Source organism: Frankia alni ACN14a (genome assembly GCF_000058485.1).
Lineage (GTDB): Bacteria > Actinomycetota > Actinomycetes > Frankiales > Frankiaceae > Frankia > Frankia alni.
In genome coordinates, this window is record NC_008278.1 from 6450145 (window position 1) to 6468124 (window position 17980).

General features: G+C 73.9%; 16 protein-coding genes and 1 tRNA gene. 10 read left to right on the forward strand and 7 right to left on the reverse strand.

All coding sequences use genetic code 11. The features are described from left to right. Positions 1-148: 148 nt before the first annotated feature. From thrC to FRAAL_RS25930, 5 genes are all read right to left on the reverse strand, one after another. Positions 149-1366: a threonine synthase gene (gene thrC / locus FRAAL_RS25910; RefSeq protein ID WP_011607008.1), complete on the reverse strand. Its 1218-nt coding sequence runs from the start codon at positions 1364-1366 to the stop codon at positions 149-151. Next, the gene (locus FRAAL_RS25915; protein ID WP_011607009.1) at positions 1363-2646 is read right to left on the reverse strand and encodes a homoserine dehydrogenase; all 1284 of its coding nucleotides are present in this window, start codon (positions 2644-2646) and stop codon (positions 1363-1365) included. The genes thrC and FRAAL_RS25915 overlap by 4 nt, the downstream gene beginning before the upstream one ends. Beyond that, entirely contained in the window at positions 2643-4082 is a 1440-nt protein-coding gene (gene lysA, locus FRAAL_RS25920; RefSeq protein WP_011607010.1) for a diaminopimelate decarboxylase, read from the reverse strand. The genes FRAAL_RS25915 and lysA overlap by 4 nt, the downstream gene beginning before the upstream one ends. Positions 4083-4202: 120 nt before the next feature. Then, on the reverse strand, positions 4203-5861 hold the full coding sequence (gene argS, locus FRAAL_RS25925; protein WP_011607011.1) for an arginine--tRNA ligase: 1659 nt from the start codon (positions 5859-5861) through the stop codon (positions 4203-4205). A 120-nt stretch (positions 5862-5981) separates the two neighbouring features. Continuing rightward, positions 5982-6368, reverse strand: a complete 387-nt coding sequence (locus FRAAL_RS25930; RefSeq protein ID WP_041939788.1) for a response regulator transcription factor — start codon at positions 6366-6368, stop codon at positions 5982-5984. A gap of 74 nt (positions 6369-6442) precedes the next feature. Between FRAAL_RS25930 and FRAAL_RS25935 the strand changes: the two genes are divergently transcribed. Then, positions 6443-6514: transfer RNA gene (locus tag FRAAL_RS25935), tRNA-Arg, on the forward strand. A 469-nt stretch (positions 6515-6983) separates the two neighbouring features. Here FRAAL_RS25935 and FRAAL_RS25940 read toward each other — a convergent pair. Further along, a complete protein-coding gene (locus FRAAL_RS25940; RefSeq protein ID WP_011607013.1) occupies positions 6984-7430 on the reverse strand; it encodes a hypothetical protein in 447 nt (148 codons plus the stop codon). Between the two features lie 676 nt (positions 7431-8106). Between FRAAL_RS25940 and FRAAL_RS25950 the strand changes: the two genes are divergently transcribed. The 8 genes from FRAAL_RS25950 to FRAAL_RS25985 all read left to right on the forward strand — a co-directional run bounded on the left by FRAAL_RS25950 (position 8107) and on the right by FRAAL_RS25985 (position 16645). Then, positions 8107-8967: a DUF2127 domain-containing protein gene (locus FRAAL_RS25950; RefSeq protein ID WP_050997255.1), complete on the forward strand. Its 861-nt coding sequence runs from the start codon at positions 8107-8109 to the stop codon at positions 8965-8967. 253 nt (positions 8968-9220) lie between these two features. Continuing rightward, entirely contained in the window at positions 9221-10048 is an 828-nt protein-coding gene (locus tag FRAAL_RS25955; protein WP_041939790.1) for an amidohydrolase family protein, read from the forward strand. A 24-nt stretch (positions 10049-10072) separates the two neighbouring features. Next, positions 10073-10594, forward strand: coding sequence for an MSMEG_0572/Sll0783 family nitrogen starvation response protein (locus FRAAL_RS25960; protein ID WP_011607017.1), 522 nt, complete (start codon positions 10073-10075; stop codon positions 10592-10594). Between the two features lie 4 nt (positions 10595-10598). After that, positions 10599-11657: an MSMEG_0568 family radical SAM protein gene (locus FRAAL_RS25965; RefSeq protein WP_011607018.1), complete on the forward strand. Its 1059-nt coding sequence runs from the start codon at positions 10599-10601 to the stop codon at positions 11655-11657. Further along, positions 11657-13096: an MSMEG_0567/sll0787 family protein gene (locus tag FRAAL_RS25970; protein ID WP_041941018.1), complete on the forward strand. Its 1440-nt coding sequence runs from the start codon at positions 11657-11659 to the stop codon at positions 13094-13096. Before FRAAL_RS25965 ends, FRAAL_RS25970 begins: the two co-directional genes overlap by 1 nt. Beyond that, on the forward strand, positions 13093-14028 hold the full coding sequence (locus tag FRAAL_RS25975; protein ID WP_011607020.1) for a carbon-nitrogen hydrolase family protein: 936 nt from the start codon (positions 13093-13095) through the stop codon (positions 14026-14028). The genes FRAAL_RS25970 and FRAAL_RS25975 overlap by 4 nt, the downstream gene beginning before the upstream one ends. Next, positions 14015-15424 (forward strand): MSMEG_0569 family flavin-dependent oxidoreductase, encoded by a 1410-nt coding sequence (locus FRAAL_RS25980; protein ID WP_011607021.1) that lies wholly within the window; start codon positions 14015-14017, stop codon positions 15422-15424. The genes FRAAL_RS25975 and FRAAL_RS25980 overlap by 14 nt, the downstream gene beginning before the upstream one ends. A gap of 90 nt (positions 15425-15514) precedes the next feature. After that, positions 15515-16645 carry an MSMEG_0565 family glycosyltransferase gene (locus tag FRAAL_RS25985; protein ID WP_011607022.1) on the forward strand — a complete coding sequence of 377 codons (1131 nt, stop codon included), beginning with the start codon at positions 15515-15517 and terminating at the stop codon, positions 16643-16645. A gap of 166 nt (positions 16646-16811) precedes the next feature. On the opposite strand, the gene FRAAL_RS25990 is transcribed toward FRAAL_RS25985, so the two are convergent. Then, complete coding sequence (locus tag FRAAL_RS25990; protein WP_011607023.1) at positions 16812-17339, reverse strand: DUF2231 domain-containing protein; 528 nt, start codon at positions 17337-17339, stop codon at positions 16812-16814. Positions 17340-17456: 117 nt separating this feature from the next. Between FRAAL_RS25990 and FRAAL_RS25995 the strand changes: the two genes are divergently transcribed. Then, on the forward strand, positions 17457-17897 hold the full coding sequence (locus FRAAL_RS25995) for a BlaI/MecI/CopY family transcriptional regulator (protein WP_011607024.1): 441 nt from the start codon (positions 17457-17459) through the stop codon (positions 17895-17897). Positions 17898-17980 lie beyond the last annotated feature (83 nt).

Below are 17980 nucleotides of genomic sequence, written 5' to 3' on the forward strand. Positions count from 1 at the left end.
TACTCGCCCCGCGCGTCGCGGTCACCCGCGCCCGAGAGGTCGCGGTCACCCGCGCCGGAGACACTGCGGACAGCCCCGCCCGGGTTGTCGCGGACAGCCCCGCCGGGGGCCGCCGTTTCGGCCCCCGGGACCGCGCCGGACAGGGCGGTCACGAAGTCTGCAGCCCGAGCGCCTCGGCGGCGCCCGCGACGGTCGGCCGGATCGTCTCCGGCCGGGCCGCCCCGCTGATCGCCCAGTCGGGATCCTTCAACCCGTTGCCGGTCACGGTGCAGACGACGCGCTGGCCGGCCTCGATGCGACCGTCCGCCCGCGCCATCAGCAGCCCGGCGACGCTCGCCGCGCTGGACGGCTCGACGAAGACGCCCTCCCGGCGGGCGAGCAGCCGGTAGGCGGCGAGGATCTGCCGGTCGTTGACGGCGTCGATGAGGCCGCCGGAGGAGTCCCGCGCGTCGACGGCGAAGTCCCAGGAGGCGGGGTTGCCGATGCGGATCGCCGTGGCGATCGTCTGCGGGGAGGTGACGATCTCGCCGCGCACGATCGGGGCCGCGCCCGCCGCCTGGAAACCGCACATCCGCGGCCGGCCGGCGTCGAGGCGGGCGTCCTCCTCCAGGTACCCCCGCCAGTAGGCGGTGATGTTGCCGGCGTTGCCGACCGGCAGGCAGTGCACGTCCGGGGCCCGCCCGAGCGCCTCGACGATCTCGAACGACGCCGTCTTCTGGCCTTCCAGGCGGTACGGGTTCACCGAGTTGACCAGGGTGACCGGCGAGGTGTCGGCGAGTTCGCGGGCGACCCGCAGGCAGTCGTCGAACGAGCCGTCGAGCTGGAGCAGCCGGGCGCCGTGCACGAGCGCCTGGGCGAGCTTGCCCAGCGCGATCTTCCCGCTGGGGACGAGCACCGCGCAGGTGATGCCGGCACGGGCGGCGTAGGCGGCCGCCGAGGCCGAGGTGTTGCCCGTGGAGGCGCAGATGACCGCCTGGGAACCCGCGCCGACGGCCCGGCTGATGGCCATCGTCATCCCGCGGTCCTTGAACGAACCCGTCGGGTTCGCGCCCTCGACCTTGAGATGAACCTCACACCCGGTGAGCTCGGACAGGTGCTCGGCGAGCAGCAGCGGCGTGCCGCCCTCCCGCAGGGTGATCACCGGCGTGTCGTCGTCGACCGGCAGCCGGTCGCGGTACTCCTCGATGATCCCCCGCCACGGCCGGTGCGACCGGTCGGGCTGGGTGGATGCCGCCGGCGCCGCCGGCCCACCCGGGAACGACCCGGACTGCGCACGAGCGCTGGACTCGGCAGCAGTGCTGGACCCGGCAGCGGCGCTGGCTCCGACGGCGCTGGACTCCGCACGAGCTGTGGACGTCGTGGTCACGGCTCACCTCCCTCGACCCGCATCACGCCGGACACCGCCCGCACCCCGACGAGGCCGCGTAGCTCCTCGACGGTGGCCGACAGCGCCGCGTCGGGCGCGGCATGCGTCACCAGAACGAGGCTCGCGTCGTCGCCGCGGCCGTCCTGGCGGACGCTCCTGATGGACACATCGTGACGCGCGAAGGCACCGGCGACCGTCGCGAGCACGCCGGTCTTGTCGGTGACGTCGAGATTCACGTGATACCTCGTCACGGTACGGCCCATCGGCAGGACGGGCAGCGCCGCGTAGGACGACTCGCCGGGTCCGCGACGGCCCGCGATGCGGTTGCGCGCCACGGCGACCACGTCGCCGAGCACCGCCGACGCGGTCGGCGCCCCGCCCGCCCCCTGGCCGTAGAACATCAACTGCCCGGCGGCCTCCGCCTCGACGAACACGGCGTTGAACGCCTCCCGCACCCCGGCCAGCGGGTGGGTCCGCGGAATCATCGCGGGATGCACCCGGACGCTGATCCCGTCGGTCTCGACGCTGCGCTCGGCCACCGCGAGGGCCTTGACGGTGCAGCCCATCTCGCGCGCGCTCGCGATGTCGGCGGCGGTGACGTCGCCGATGCCGACCCGGTAGACGTCGTCGATGGTCACCGGCGAGTGGAAGGCGAGCTGAGCCATGATCGCAGCCTTCGCGGCGGCGTCGTAGCCGTCGATGTCGGCGGACGGATCGGCCTCGGCGTAGCCGAGCGCGCCGGCCTCGGCCAGTGCCTCGGCGAACGACGCGCCGGTCTCGTCCATCCGGGTCAGCACGAAGTTCGTCGTGCCGTTGACGATGCCGAGCACCCGGCGGACGCGGTCGCCGGCCAGGCTCTCGCGCAGCGGGCGGATCAGCGGGATCGCCCCACCGACCGCGGCCTCGTAGTACAGGTCGGTGCCGGCGGCCGCCGCCGCGTCGTGCAGCGCGGCGCCGTCGGAGGCGAGCAGCGCCTTGTTCGCGGTGACCACCGGTTTACCGGCCCGCAGGGCGGCCAGCAGCCAGTCCCGGGCCGGCTCGATCCCCCCGACGACCTCGATGACGAGATCGACGTCGTCACGGGCGACGAGTCCGGCGGCGTCCGCGGTGAACAGGCTCGCGTCGATGTCGAGGTCACGGACCCGCTCCGGGCGGCGCACCCCGATCCCGACGAGCTCGAGCGGCTCGCCGACCCGGGCGGCGAGGTCACCGGCGTTGGCCCGCAGCAGCCGGACGATCTCACTGCCGACGACCCCGCAGCCGAGCAGCGCGATCCTCACGGTGCCACCGCCGCGCCGGCCTGGTCCGCCGGGTCGATGTCGAGGCGCAGCAGGTCCTCCTCGGTCTCCCGCCGCACGATCAGCCGGGCGGCGCCGTCGCGCACCGCGACGACCGGCGGGCGGGTGACATGGTTGTAGTTGCTGGCCATGGACCGGTGGTAGGCCCCGCTGGCCGGCACCGCGACGAGATCGCCGGGGCGCACGTCGTCGGGCAGCGGCACGTCGTGGGCGACGACGTCGCCGGACTCGCAGTGCCGGCCGACGAGCGTGACCACGTGGGCCGCGGCCGAGCCCGCGCGGGAGACCAGCCGGGCGGTGTACCGGGCGTCGTAGAGGGCGGTGCGGATGTTGTCGCTCATCCCGCCGTCGACGCTGACGAAGGTGCGCAGCCCGGGCAGTTCCTTGACCGTGCCGACCTCGTACAGGGTCACCGTCGTCGGGCCGACGACGGCCCGGCCCGGCTCCACGCCGAGGCGCGGGACGGCAAGCCCCGCCGCCGCGCACTCCTTGCCCACGACGGCGGTCAGCCGCTCGGCGACGTCGGCCACCTCCAGCGGGGCGTCCTCGCTGGTGTAGGCGATGCCGAGCCCACCGCCGAGGTCGAGCTCGGGCAGTTCGAGGTCGTGGGTGTCGCGGACGCGCGCCAGCAGGCCGACCATGCGGTGCGCGGCCAGGCCGAACCCGGCCGTGTCGAAGATCTGCGAGCCGATGTGCGCGTGCAGGCCGACGAGTTCCAGCGAGCCGGCGGCGAGCACCCGCTCCACCGCCTCGGCCGCCGCGCCGCCGGCGAGCGAGAAGCCGAACTTCTGGTCCTCCTGGCCGGTGGAGACGTAGCTGTGGGTGTGCGCCTCGACCCCCGGCGTGACCCGCACGAGGACCCGCTGGCGCACCCCGGCCTCGGCGGCGACGGCGGCCAGGCGATCGATCTCGGCGAAGGAGTCGACGACGATCCGCCCGACGCCGTAGGCCACCGCCGCCCGCAGCTCGGCGACCGACTTGTTGTTGCCGTGGAACAGCAGCCGCCCGGCCGGGAATCCGACCGAGCGGGCCACGGCGAGCTCCCCGCCGGTGCAGACGTCGAGGTTGAGCCCCTCCTCGTCCACCCAACGGGCGACCGCGCGGCACAGGAACGCCTTGCCGGCGTAGTAGACGTCGCAGTCGGAGAACGCGCGCCGCCAGGCGGCGCACCGGGCCCGGAAGTCGGCCTCGTCCAGGACGAACGCCGGGGTGCCGAACTCGGCGGCCAGCTCGTCCACCCGGACACCGCCGACCCGCAGCACGCCGTCGCGGTCGAGCCGGGCCGTCGCCGGCCAGAGGTTCTCCTCCAGGGCCGCCGCCGACGAGCCTCCCGGCGTCGGGCCTCCCACCGTCAGGGCTCCCGCTGTCGGGGCTCCCGCTGCCGGTGCTCCCACCGCCGGGTTGTCGGTCTCGCTCATATCGCCTCTGCCCGTCTCATTCCGCGGCCTGTCTCGTAGGCCCGGCCGGACTCGTTGCCCCGGCCCGACTCGTCTGCGTGGCCGGCCTCGTCGCCGCCGCGGCCGCCGTCAACCATCCGGTCACATCCGCTCGGGCGCGCTGACGCCGAGCAGCCCGAGGCCGTTCGCGAGCACCACCCGGGTCGCGGCGACCAGCAGCAGCCGGGCACCGGTGAGCGGGCCCGCCTCCTCGTCCCCCTGCGGGAGTACCCGGCAGGCGTCGTAGAACCGGTGGTAGACCCCGGCGAGTTCCTCCAGGTAGCGGGCGACCCGATGGGGGCCACGCAGGCTGGCCGCCGCCTCGATCACCCGCGGGAACTCGCCGAGCCCCCGCAGCAGGTCCACCTCGCGCGGATGGGTCAGCAGCGCGACGTCCGCCGTCTCCGACGCGGTCGGCAGGCCCAGCGCCTCGGCGTTGCGCAGCAGCGAACTGATGCGGGCGTGGGCGTACTGGACGTAGAACACCGGGTTGTCGCTGGTCTGGCGGGTCACCAGGTCGAGGTCGAGGTCGAGGGACGAGTCGAGCGAGGACCGGACCAGCGAGTAGCGGGCCGCGTCGACCCCGACGGCGTCGACGAGGTCGTGCAGGGTCAGGAAGGTCCCGGCCCGCTTGGACATCTTCACCGGGGCACCGCCGCGCGAGAGCGTCACCAGCTGCCCGATGATGACGTCGAGGTTGGTCGCCGGGTCGTCGCCGAAGCAGGCGGAGATCGCCTTCAGCCGGGCGACGTAACCGTGGTGATCTGCCCCGAGCAGGTAGATGAGCTGGTCGAAGCCACGGCCCCGCTTGTCGCGGTAGTAGGCGGCGTCGGCGCAGAAGTACGTCGGCTGGCCGTCGCTCTTGACCAGCGGACGGTCCTTGTCGTCACCGAAGTCGGTGGTGCGCAGCCACACCGCGCCGTCGGCGTCGTAGACGTGGCCCTGCGCGCGCAGGTCGTCGATCGCCTTCGTCAGCGCGCCGGCGGTGTGCAGCGCCCGCTCGGAGGCCCACCGGTCGAAGTGGACGCCGAAGCCCTCCAGCGTCGACCGGATCTCGGTGAGCATCAGGGCCAGGCCCTCTTCGGTGGTCACCGCGAGCGCGGCGTCCTCGGGCAGGTCGAGCAGGTCCGGCCGGCCCGCCAGCACCGCCGCGGCGATCTCCGCGACATACGCCCCGTGGTAGCCCTCCGCCGGGATCTCCCGGCCGGCGGCCGCGGCCAGTACCGACGCGCCGAACCGCTCGATCTGCACGCCGGCGTCGTTGACGTAGTACTCCCCGCCCACGGAGAAGCCGGCCGCGGTCAGGATGCGGGCCAGCGCGTCGCCGACGGCCGCCCAGCGCGCCGAGGCGAGCGTCACCGGACCGGTCGGATTCGCGCTGACGAACTCCAGGTTGACCCGCACGCCCCGCGGCTTCGCCGCATGCCCGTAGCTCTCGCCGGCCCGCACCACCGTGCGGGCGATCTCGCCGAGAGCGTCCCCGGCGAGGGTGAAGTTCAGGAATCCTGGCCCGGCGATGTCGACGCTCGCGATCCCGCTCTGGGTGGCCAGCCGGCCGGCCAGCACCTCCGCGACCTCGCGCGGCTTGCGGCGCGCCGCCTTCGCGAGCTGCAGGGCCACCGGGGAGGCGTAGTCGCCGTGCCCGGCCGTCTTCGGTCGCTCCACCGTGACGGTGGTCGGCACAGTCACGTCCAGGTCGCCGTCGGCGACCGCGCGACCAATGGCCGCGACGATGGCGTCGGCGAGATCGGCGGGGGTCATGTCGCGATGCTATCGGCGCGACGCCCTCCCACGTCCGCCCGCCGATCCCCGTCAACGCCGCCGCGCGGCGAACCAGCGGGCCGGACCCTGCGAACCCGGTGATCCGCCGGCTGAATCCGGCTAGACCGGCTGGCCGGCGGCGAGCTTCTGGACGACGGTGATCAGCTCGTCGGGGTCGAACGGCTTCGTCAGGTAGTAGTCGACGCCGATGCGAGCCCCGCGCTTGACGTCGGCCTCCTGCGCCCGCGCGGTGAGCATGATCAGCTTGATGTCGGCGGTCGACGGGTCCTCGCGCAGGGCAGCGGCCACATCCCAGCCGTTCATCCGCGGCATCATGATGTCGAGCGTGATCACCTGGGGATCGACGGTCCGCACCACCTCCAGCGCGTCGACACCGTCGACGGCGGTATGGACCTCGAAGCCTTCCAGCTCAAGGTTGACGACCACGAGCTGACGTATCACCGCGTCGTCGTCGACGACGAGGACCCGGGGGGCGGCTTGGTACACACCGGAAGCTTACGGCCGACCCGGGTGCGCGATCCGCCGTTCCCGCCTGGTAACGTATGCCGCGTTGCCCCAGAGCCCCCGTAGCTCAGGGGATAGAGCACCGCCCTCCGGAGGCGGGTGCGCAGGTTCGAATCCTGCCGGGGGCACGCGCGACCTTCCATGCTTGTCGCCCTTGGGGCGACTGCGGCTTTGCCCGTGATGTTTGCCGGGGGGCCGAGCCCCCCCGAACCCCCCACGGGGCGACCTTCCATGCTTGTCGCCCTTGGGGCGACTGCGGCTTTGCCCGTGATGTTTGCCGGGGGGCCGAGCCCCCCCGAACCCCCCACGGGGCGACCTTCCATGCTTGTCGCCCTTGGGGCGACTGCGGCTTTGCTCGTCATGTTTGCCGGGGGGCCGAGCCCCCCCGAACCCCCCACGGGGCCAGTGGCTTTGCTCTGGCTTGGTGGGGTGGGGGCGGATCTGGGGCCGATGCAGACCTGTCATCCGAGTGGGGCGGGACATGGATGGCGTGAGGTGCCCTTTGCCGCCCGGGCAGTTTGGTGGGCTCGGCGGCTGCCGACAATGACGGCGGAGCCGGCGGTGCAACGCCGTCGCCTGCTGATCGTTCGCCCGGAGTTACGCAGTCGAGCGACTGCCCGCCGCGGAGCTACCGATCCCCCCGAGCAGGGGGCGCAGTTCGTCGATCAGCGCGTCGATGATGGCCTCGCGCTCGACGTCCCGGGAGATCACGCAGGCCACCGACGGCTGTGCAACGGCCTCGACCAGGTCGGGTCGTTCTTCCCGCCAGGCAACGCCCGCCGCCCCGCGGCCTGGGCGCCGACAGAAATAGTGACAGCTCATCAGGAGCCCGGTCACCGCCTCGACCACTTCGTCGGCGGGTCCGACGACGGTGCAGCTACGGCGGCTGATCTGAGGCCCCAAAAACAGGCAGCAGGGTTCCACGTTCGTGAACAGGACGTGATCCCGAACCACGACGTCCTCATGCCGGGTGGTGCTCTGCCGCTCCTCCGCCGTGCGGATCGAACTCCGGACGCCCGGGTAACGCAGGTTGCTGGCCCGCACAAGCGATAGAGAGTTTGGTTTGCACGGCGGGGAGGAGACGCTCAGCGGACCGTGCAGATGTGCAGGGCGTTCGTTTGTCCAGTTTCAGGTCGCGTTTGTGGTTGTGATCAGGCGGCGTGTCGGCGCCACTGACCCCGGACCGTCGAGGCACCGCCGTGGGAACGTCTGGTCACGGGCGCCGGGGTCGCCGGTGACGTCGGGCTCACCTCCGACGGCGCCGGCCCGGTTCCGCGGAACCGCGGAACCGCGGAACTGCGGAACTGCGGAACTGCGGAACTGCCAGGACCGTGCCAGACCCTCGCGGTGGCAGACCGTACCGCGGAGCACGGTTCTGCGCAGGCAACGATCATCCAGGTCGGATGCGGGAGGCGCTTTGCGGTACGGAATGCACGGTCTGCGGTCCCAGACCGTGCAGAACGCACCGCAATGCGGCCGCGGTGGGCCCCGGCGCCAGGGAACACCATGATCGCCAGGGGTGGGTTCGGGTCGGTCGGGCGGGCTCGGTGGCGTGGGCTGGCCTGAATGGGCGGCACGGTGTCGGATTCGTGTCAAAGCCAGGTCGGCGGCCTGGGTCCGAGCCAGACTCTGCGGCGGCGTGCTGACCGGCTCGCGGCTGGTAGGCGCGGGCGGGCACCGGTTGGCGTGGGTAGAACGCGGTGATGAGGAGCGGGCCGGGATGCGGGTGGACTGGGAGCTTCGGGCCTGCGCGCGCAAGGGTCACGCCACCTATCGGCCCGACGAGCCCGAGCTGGCCGAACGGCTGACCGCTCGGACCGCCGTAGGGGTGAGCTGGCGATGCCTGCGCTGCGGGAACTTCGTCGTCGGCGAGCCGGCGCTCGGCGGGCCGGCGCAGGACGCGCCCGTGCTGCTGCGGGGACGGGCCCTGCGCGACGCCACGGTGCTGCGGCTGCTTGCGGTGGAGCGCCTGGTCCGGGCGCTGCTGATGGTGCTGATCGGCTACGCCATCCTGCGGTTTCGCCGGTCCGAGGACGCCGTGCAGCGGCTGTTCGACCGGGCGGTGCCCGCGGCGCGGCCGCTCGCCGACGTCCTGCATCTCGACCTGGACCACTCCCCGACGGTCGAGCACCTGCACCACCTGCTCTACACCCGGCCGCGGACGCTGCTGCTGGTGGCGGTGCTGCTGTTCGGCTACGCGGCGGTACAGATCGTCGAGGGGATCGGGCTGTGGCTGCTCAAGCGCTGGGGTGAGTACTTCGCGGTGGTGGCGACCTCGGCGTTCCTGCCGCTGGAGATCTACGAGCTCACCGAGCGCATCACGGTACTGCGAATCGGCGCCCTCGTCGTCAACCTCGGTGCGGTGGTCTATCTGGTCGCCAGCAAGCGGCTGTTCGGGGTACGCGGCGGGGTGAAGGCCTTCGAGGCAGAGCGACACGCCGAGTCACTGCTCGAGGTCCAACAGGCCACCCGCGCCGAGGCCCGGACGAGCGGCGACCGTGCGGAAAGCCCCGGCGAGGACAGCCCCGGCGAGGACAGCGCCCGCATGGACACCACCCACATGGACAGCGTCGACCGCTGATCGCGGCTCTGCCGGAGCGCGCATTGCCGCAAAGAGCGGCCCCACATTACGGCCACATGTGCCGGATGCGCGTTTGCCGGGGCGATACGGTGCATCATCCGGCAGAATGGTCCGGATCACTCCGACAGCGAGGGTGATCCCCCATGGATTCCACCGAGGGCCCCCAACCTGCGGCGGGAGAAGCGATGCGCACGTCACGCGACCTTGTTCCGAGAGCTATGGAACAAACATGTCCAAACTTTGAACTAATTACATGACATTCGCCGGCCTCGCCGATGCGCACCGTCACCTTGGTGTGCTCCCGGCCCACCCGTTCTACGGGGGGCCGGCGGTGCACCCGGACGTCTCCGCGCGCGCCACCGTCGCCCAGCTCATCGCGGACCTCGACCGCGAGGGTACCGAGCGGGCCCTGGTCATCCCGAACTACGGAGTGCCGGAGGTCGCGCGGACCTTCGCGTTCAACGAGCTCGTGCTGGAGGCGGCCGCCCGCGACGATCGGATCCGAGCCGGGATCTTCGTCTCGCCGCGGCCGCGGGACGCCGAGCTCAACGCCCGCGCCCTGGCCCTCGCCGGTGAGCCGGGCGTCCGAGCGCTCAAGACGACGTTCCTGCTCGGCGGGAGCGTCGACGACGCCGGCTGCCTCGCCCAGCTCGACCTTCTCTTCGCCACCGCGGTCGAGCGCGACCTCATCGTCCACGTCCACACCTCGCCCGGCGCGGCCAGCGACATCGACCAGGTCGGAAAGCTGGTGGATCGCTTCGGCGACCGGGCGAAGATCCATCTCGTGCATTTCGGTGGCGGGACGAGTGGACACATCAAACTCGCCGGCGGGCGCTTCTTCGACTGGATCGCCGCGGGAAAGCGGGTCTACACGGACCTGAGCTGGGCAGTCGGCTTCGCGCCACGGTGGCTTGCCGCCGAGATGGACCGCCGCGGTGTCGGCCACGACCGGTTGTTGTTCGCCTCCGACGAGCCGTGGGGCGACCACCCCGGCGAATATGCCCGGCTCGCCGCCGCGGTGGGCGACGGCGAGCTCGCCCGCCACGTCTTCACCGCCAACTTCGCCGCCCTCTACGACTGATCCCACCGCCACGAAGGAAACCCGATGACCCTGGACGACACGATCGCCGAGAACATCGCCCGAAGCCTGGCGGAGATCCCGCACCCGTCGCTGCCCAAGGGCAGCAACCTCTACGGCACCACCAAGATCTTCCCGGACTACCAGGCCGAGAACGGCGAGTGCTACTTCACCCTCGTCCACGGCATCGCCCACGAGTCGTCGGTGAGCTTCGTCGCGGTGCTGCAGGCCACCCGCGCGCTGCGCAAGGGGTTCGAGTCGGCGATCTACTTCTACGGCCCCGGCGCGATCAACTGCATCGCCAACCGCGGTTTCCCGACGACCGGCGACGCGGCCTTCCCCGGCGAGACGAACATCAACCTGGCGCTGGAGACGTTCATCGCCGAGGGCGGCACGGTCTACTGCTGCCGCTTCGGGCTCGCCCTGCACGGCGCCCGCGAGGAGGACCTCATCAGCGGGGTCGTCCCGGCGCACCCGCTCGACGTCCAGGACGCGCTGATCCACTACGCCCGCAAGGGCGCCATCATCAACTCCACCTACCTGGTGTGAGCACATGACCAGCACCGCGCTGAGAAGCGATCTCGCCGTCCACGGGGTGGCGGTGGACGCGCCCGTCGCGCGCCGCGGCGGGGCGGGCCCGTCCGACGACGGTCATGTCCTGCTCGGTGGGGTCGGCACCGCGCTGCCGATCGTCCCCACCAGCCCGTACCGGGTGAGCGAGGGGCGCCTGCTGCTCGACGGGGCCGATCTCGGCCTGACCGTCGAGCCGGTTCGCCGGCCGGCGTTCTACGACCTGCGCACCGCCGACGGCGTCCCCTACGACCAGCTCGCCCGCCTGCACGGCGCGGACGTGCTGGCCACCACGGTCGTGCAGACCTGCATCCGCTATCGGGCCGAGGAGCGCTGCCGGTTCTGCGCCATCGAGGAGTCCCTGCGCCACGGCGCGACCACCGCGGTGAAGACCCCGGAGCAGCTCGCCGAGGTCGCCGAGGCCGCGGTCCGCCTCGACGGGGTCCGCCAGATGGTGATGACCACCGGGACCACCGCGGGGCGCGATCGCGGGGCCCGCCACCTGGCCCGCTGCGTGCGGGCGGTCGCCGCCGCGGTGCCGGGCCTGCCCGTGCAGGTGCAGTGCGAGCCGCCCGGCGATCTCGCCGTGCTGACCGAGCTGCGCGAGGCCGGCGCGGTGAGCGTCGGCCTCCACGTCGAGTCGCTGGACGACGCGGTACGCCGCCGCTGGATGCCGGGCAAGGCCACCGTGGCGATGGCGCAGTACCGGGCCGCCTGGCGGGAGGCGGTGCGGGTGTTCGGCCGCAACCAGGTCTCCACCTACCTGCTCGTCGGTCTCGGGGAGAACCCGGACGAGCTGGTCGCGGGCGCCGCCGAGCTCGTCGAGATGGGCGTCTACCCGTTCGTCGTGCCGCTGCGGCCGATCGCGGGGACGCTGGCGTTCGACGTCGACGGGGCGAGCCCTCCCCCCGCGGCGACCGTCGCCGACGTGACCGTGCGGGTCGCGGCGCTGCTGCGCGCCGCCGGCATGGCCGGCTCGGGTCAACGCGCGGGCTGCGCCGCCTGCGGCGCGTGCAGCCCGCTGCCCTCGGCGGGTGCCTGATGGATCTGGGGGGCGTCCTGCTCGGCGTGCCCGCGCCGGCGACCCGGCCACCGGCATGGACGATCGACGTGGCGACCGAGCGGGCGGATCTCGCGGCCTATCGGCGGCTGCGCCGTGACGTCTTCGTCGTCGAGCAGGGGCTGTTCGGCGGCACCGCCCGCGGCGGCACCGATCATGACGATGCGGACGACGACGAGCGCACCGTCGTCCTGCTCGCCCGCGCGGCGGGCGGGGAGCTGCTCGGCGGCGTCCGGCTGCACTGCGCGACCGGCGCCGATCTCGGCTGGTGGAGGGGCGGGCGGCTGGCCGTCGTCCGGCCCGCCCGCGGCGGCGCGGGACATGGCGCGGGACATGGCGCGGGGATCGGCTCGGCGCTGGTCCGGGCGGCCTGCGCGTTCGCCGAGCAGGCCGGGGTGCTGCGGTTCGAGGCGACCGTCCAGGCCGCCGGCGAGCCGGCGTTCCAGCGGCTGGGCTGGCGCTCGGTGCGTCCCTGCACGGTCGCGGGCAAGCCGCACGTGCTGATGCGCTGGCCGATCGACCGCCTCGCCCGCCAGGCCGCGGCGACCAAGGCACCCCTCGGCGCGCTGCTCGGCGGCCTGCGGCCCGGCGGTGCCGGCTTCGTCGGCGACGACGGCGCCCCCGTGCCGGGCAGCGACCTCGTCGCCGCCTGCGACGCCATCGTGCCCTCGCTTGTCGAGCGGGATCCGGAATGGGCGGGCTGGTGCGGGGTGCTCGTCAACGCCAACGACCTGGCGGCGATGGGGGCCGATCCCGTCGGACTGCTCGACGCCGTCGGAGCCCGGGACGCCTCCTTCGCCGCCCGGGTGCTGTCCGGGCTGCGCGCGGCGGCCACGGCCTACCGGCTGCCGATCCTCGGTGGGCACACCCAGTTCGGCGTCCCGGCCGCGCTGACGGTCACCGCGCTGGGCCGCAGCGCGCGGCCCGTGCCGGCCGGCGGTGGGCAGGCCGGGCACGCCGTCTCGCTGACCGCCGACCTCGGCGGGACCTGGCGGCGCGGTCACACCGGGCGGCAGTGGGACTCCACCACCTCCCGCGGCGCCGACGAGCTCGCCGCGATGACCGGGTTCGTCGCCCGCACCGCCCCGGCCGCCGCCAAGGACGTCAGCATGGCCGGCCTGGTCGGCACGCTCGGCATGCTCGCCGAGGCCAGCGGCTGCGGGGCCGTGCTGGACGTCGCCGCGGTGCCCCGCCCGGACTCCGCCGGCGTCGCCGACTGGTTGTCGTGCTTTCCGGGCTTCGCGATGCTCACCGCGGACGCGCCCGGCCGCGGCGTCGCGGACGCGGGCTGCGCCACCTCCAAGGTCTGCGGGGCGCTGACGACCGGCGCCGGGGTGGCCCTGCGCTGGCCGGACGGCGAACTCACCGAGGGCGTGCCCGGCACCGTCACCGGGCTGGGACCGGCCGGTGAGGTCGAGTGATCACCGTCGCCGCGGTCGCGGCCGACTTCGGCCGGGACCTGACCGACGCCTTCGCCCGCATCGCCTCGATCCTCGACGCCGCGCGGGCGCGGGGCGCGGGGCTGGTCGTCCTGCCCGAGGCGGCCCTGGGCGGCTATCTGACCACCCTCGACGGCCCCACCCTCGATGGCCCCACCCTCGACGGCGCCACGGCCTCGGCCCCCCACGCAACCAGCACCGATGGGACGAGCGGCGACGGGACCAGCTCGCTGCCGCCGGCCCTCGACCTCGACGGCCCCCAGGTGCGCCGGCTCGCCGCACTGGCCGGGGATCTGGTCGTCACCGCGGGCCTGTGTGAGGCCGACGGCGACCTGCGTTACAACACCGCGGTCGCGGTCAGCGGCGACGGTCTGCTCGGGGTGCACCGCAAGGTGCACCAACCCCTCGGCGAGGGCGCCTCGTACCGGGCGGGCGACAGCTTCGCCGCGTTCGACACCCCGCTGGGCCGGATGGGGATGCTGATCTGCTACGACAAGGCGTTCCCCGAGGCAGCGCGGGCGCTGGCCCTCGACGGCGCCGAGATCGTGGCCTGCCTGTCGGCGTGGCCCGCGGCCCGCACCTTCCGCGCGCCCGACCTCGCCGACGACCGCTGGACGCACCGGTTCGACCTGTTCGACCGGGCCCGCGCGCTGGAGAACCAGGTGCTGTGGGTGTCGGCGAACCAGTCCGGGAGCTTCGGGTCGCTGCGGTTCGTCGCCAGCGCCAAGGTCGTCGACGCCGGCGGCGCGGTGCTCGCCACGACCGGGACCCGGCCAGGCGTCGCCTACGCCACGGTGGACCTCCCGGCGATGCTGTCGTCCGCCCGGGCGGGCATGTACCACCTGCGCGACCGCCGTCCCGACGCCTACCTCGGGGTCGCCCGACAGGGAAACGCCCGACGTGGGAGCGCGTGACGTGGGAGCGGCCGGCCGGGAATCGCCCGACACGGTCGAACACCTCCCCGTGGCCGTGATCGGCGCCGGTCAGGCCGGGCTCGCGATGAGCTGGCATCTGACCGCCGACGGCGTCGACCACGCCGTCCTCGAACGCGACACCGCCCTGCACACCTGGTCCGACGCTCGCTGGGACAGCTTCTGCCTGGTCACGCCGAACTGGCAGTGCCGGCTGCCCGGCCACGCCTACGACGGGCCCGACCCGAACGGTTTCATGGTGAAGTCCGAGATCGTCGCCTGGCTCGACGGCTACCGCGCGAGCTTCGATCCGCCGGTCCGCGAGCACACCGCGGTGAACTCCCTGCGCCCGCTCGGCGACGGGCCCGGCGCCGCGGACCCGGCCGGCGGCTTCGCCGTGCGCACCACCGCCGGCGAGCTCGTCGCCGACCAGGTCGTCGTCGCCACCGGCGGCTACCACACCCCCGCGATCCCGCGGCTGGCCGAGCGGCTGCCGGCCGACCTGCACCAGGTGCACTCCGCGCGCTACCGGCGCCCCGCGGACCTGCCCGCCGGACCGGTGCTCGTCGTCGGCACCGGGCAGTCGGGCGCGCAGATCGCCGAGGACCTGCACCTCGCCGGCCGGCAGGTGCACCTCGCGGTCGGCTACGCGCCCCGGTTCGCCCGCCGCTACCGGGGCCGCGACGTCATCGCCTGGATGCACGACACCGGCCACTACGCCAGGCCCGTCACCGACAGGCCGGTCGAGGAGCGCAGCGCCGACCGCACCAACCACTACGTCACCGGTCGCGACGGTGGGCGCGACATCGACCTGCGCGCCTTCGCCCGCCAGGGGATGGTGCTGCACGGCCGGTTGACGGGCGTCGACGCCGGCCGGTTCGCCTTCGCCGACGACCTCGCCGCGAACCTCGACGCCGCCGACGAGGTCTACAACGGCATCAACGAGCTGATCGACGCCCACATCGCCGCCAACGGGCTCGACGTGGCGGTCGGCCCGAGTCGCTACACGCCGGTCTGGCAGCCCCCGAGTGCCACCGGGCCGGCCCTCGCCGTCACCGACGTGGCCGCCGTCGTCTGGGCGACCGGGTTCACCCGCGACTACCGCTGGCTACACGCCGGGATCTTCGACGGCGCCGGGCATCCGCAGCACCGCCGCGGGGTGACCGCCGTGCCCGGGTTGTACCTGCTCGGCCTGCCGTGGCTGCACACCTGGGGGTCGGGCCGGTTCGCCGGCATCGCGCGGGACGCCGCCTACCTCGCCGAACAGGTCCGTGACCGCCGCGCGCGCCAGGTCCGCGCGCACCAGGTCCGCGCGGGCACGCTCGCCGGGCCGACGGCGGACGGCGCTCGGATGGTCGGGCAGACCTGGGGCGGCCCCTGGTCGCCGATCGGACGATGAGCGCGATCCGCGGAGAACGCCACCGCGAGCTGCACCACCGCGAGCTGCACCACCGCGCCGGCCGGGAGATCCGGTGAGACGGGAGATCCGGTGCGGGTCGCGCTGCTGACCTACTCCACGCGGCCCCGCGGCGGGGTCGTGCACACCCTGGCGCTGGCCGAGGCACTCGTCGACCTCGGCGCCGAGGTCGACGTGTGGACCTTGGCCCGCGGCGGCGACGGCGGCTTCTTCCGCGCCGTCGATCCCCGCGTCGGCGTGCGAGCGGTGCCCTTCGGGGAGGTGCCGGACGAGCCGGTGGGCCCGCGGATCCTGCGCTCGATCGCCGTCCTGGCCGCCGCCTTCGACGCCGCCGGCTACGACGCCGTGCACGCCCAGGACTGCATCAGCGCCAACGCCGTGCTCGACGCCGCCGGTCCCCGCGGTCCCCGCGGGCCGGCCCACGCCATCCGCACGATCCACCACCTCGACGCGTTCACCACGCCGGAGCTCGCCGCCTGCCACGAACGCGCGGTCGTCGCCCCGCGGGCACACGTCTGCGTCTCCGCCGCCGTGGCCGCCGAGGTCGAGCGCGGCTGGGGAATCCGCCCGACGGTGATCCCGAACGGCGTCGACGCCGCCCGCTTCGCCGCCGCCGCGGGCGACGGCGCCGCCCGGCGGGCCTGGGCGGACCGGCTCGGTCCCTACGTCCTGGCCGTCGGCGGCATCGAACCGCGCAAGGGCACCGCCGACCTGGTCGAGGCGATGGCGCTGGTCCGCCGGGCCCGCCCGGAGCTGGCCCTGGTCGTGGGCGGCGGCGAGACGCTGTTCGACTACCGCGGCTACCGCGAGGCGGTGCTGGCACGTGCGACGGAGCTGGAGGTGACGCCGCTGATCCTCGGCCCGGTCGACCACGGCGCGCTGCCGGCACTGGTCGCGCAGGCGGCGGCGTTCGCGTTCCCGTCGACGAAGGAGGGGTTCGGGCTGGCCGCCCTGGAGGCGCTCGCCGCCGGGGTGCCGGTCGTGGCCCGGAACCTGCCGGTGCTGCGCGAGGTCCTGGGACCGGCGGTGCGCTACGCGAGCACCCCGGACGAACTGGGCGACGCGCTGCTCGCCGCCGCCGGCGCCCGCGACCCGGCGGCGACCGAACGCGGCCGGACCCTGGCCACCGGCTACACCTGGGCCGGCGCCGCCAGCGCCCACCTGACTCTGTACGCCCGGCTCATCGGCGCGAGCGCCGGCTGAGCGGCACGGGCAGCCGGACGCGGCACCTCGGCAGGCGGCGAGGCGGCGAGGCGGCGAGGCGGCGAGGCGGCGGGCGGCAGGCGAGGCACGTGGCCCTGTTGACGCCGGCACGGCGAGTGCTGACGGACCGGCGTGGGCTGACGGCCTGGCGAGGTGTCGCGCAGGTTCAGCCGTGTTCGCCAGGTCCGGGGTTCGGACTGAAGCTGTCGTGCCAGACGGCCTTCGCCCCGCTGTCACCGATCCGGTAGATCTGCACCACCGAGCCGACCGCGACAACCACGCTCAGGACCGCGAGCACGATCATCACGGCCAGCCCACCGGGGCGGGCGGCCGCGTGCGTCCCGCCGTCGGCGGTCCCGCCGAGCTCGCTGCGCCGACCCCACAACCAGACCGCCGCCGCCAGGACGAACAACCCGATCGCCCACGGCAGCAGGCCGTCGCCCAGCTCGGCGTGCCGGCGGACCAACGCATCCGGAGGGACCCGAGCCTCGAGCCATTCCCCGGCATGGGTGGTCAGCGGCACACTCACGACCGCGACCAGGGCCACCAACGGCGTGAGCACACCGAGCCGGCGCCGGGCGGCGGGCCAGACGGCCGACAGCACGACCAGCAGCGCGGTGAGCGGCACGAGCACGACGACGACATGCACGAGCAGCGCATGCGCCGGCAGGCCACTGATCTGCGTTGGTCCCACCGTGACTCCGATCAGGGCCGGCACCGCACATGGGCGGCGACACACATAATCTATTCATGTAGTACTACAGAAATAGTAGCACTACCGTTGTCGTAGTCGGCGGCTAGACTTCCGGCCATGCGTGACAGGGGGCCCGGGCGGCGGGTGGCCGGCGAGCTGGAGTCCGCCGTCCTCGCCGTGCTGTGGGAGGCCGGCGGGCCGCTCACCCCGAGCCAGACCCAGGAGGCCCTGGTCCGGGACGGCCACGAACTCGCCTACACGAGCGTGGCGACGACGCTCGCCCGGCTGCACGGCAAGGGCATGCTGGAACGGACAGTCGCCGGCCGTGGTCACGCCTACACCCCGACGGCGGCGGCGGCCCGGCAGCTCGCCGATCGGATGCGCGGGCTGCTCGGGGACGGCCGCGGCCGGACCGAGGTCCTCAGCCACTTCGTCGCCGGGCTCACGGCCGACGATGAGGCCACCCTCCTCGCCTTGCTGGCCGCCGCCGAGGATGAACCCCCGACCGGCGGTGGCCCGCCGCCCGCCGCCGGCGAGCCACCGGGCGCGCGATCATGAGTAGGACTTCGGCGGGGTCGCCGAGTCCCGGCCGGCCGTCCGCGCGGCAGGCCGGGCTGATGAGTCACCGGGGGCACCGGTGA

Bases quoted from the DNA above. Each gene is read 5' to 3' on its own strand.
- lysA (WP_011607010.1), bottom strand. From the start codon at position 4,082: ATGAGCGAGACCGACAACCCGGCGGTGGGAGCACCGGCAGCGGGAGCC.
- argS (WP_011607011.1), bottom strand. From the start codon at position 5,861: ATGACCCCCGCCGATCTCGCCGACGCCATCGTCGCGGCCATTGGTCGC.
- FRAAL_RS25950 (WP_050997255.1), top strand. From the start codon at position 8,107: ATGCGGGTGGACTGGGAGCTTCGGGCCTGCGCGCGCAAGGGTCACGCC.
- FRAAL_RS25955 (WP_041939790.1), top strand. From the start codon at position 9,221: ATGACATTCGCCGGCCTCGCCGATGCGCACCGTCACCTTGGTGTGCTC.
- FRAAL_RS25960 (WP_011607017.1), top strand. From the start codon at position 10,073: ATGACCCTGGACGACACGATCGCCGAGAACATCGCCCGAAGCCTGGCG.
- FRAAL_RS25965 (WP_011607018.1), top strand. From the start codon at position 10,599: ATGACCAGCACCGCGCTGAGAAGCGATCTCGCCGTCCACGGGGTGGCG.
- FRAAL_RS25970 (WP_041941018.1), top strand. From the start codon at position 11,657: ATGGATCTGGGGGGCGTCCTGCTCGGCGTGCCCGCGCCGGCGACCCGG.
- FRAAL_RS25995 (WP_011607024.1), top strand. From the start codon at position 17,457: ATGCGTGACAGGGGGCCCGGGCGGCGGGTGGCCGGCGAGCTGGAGTCC.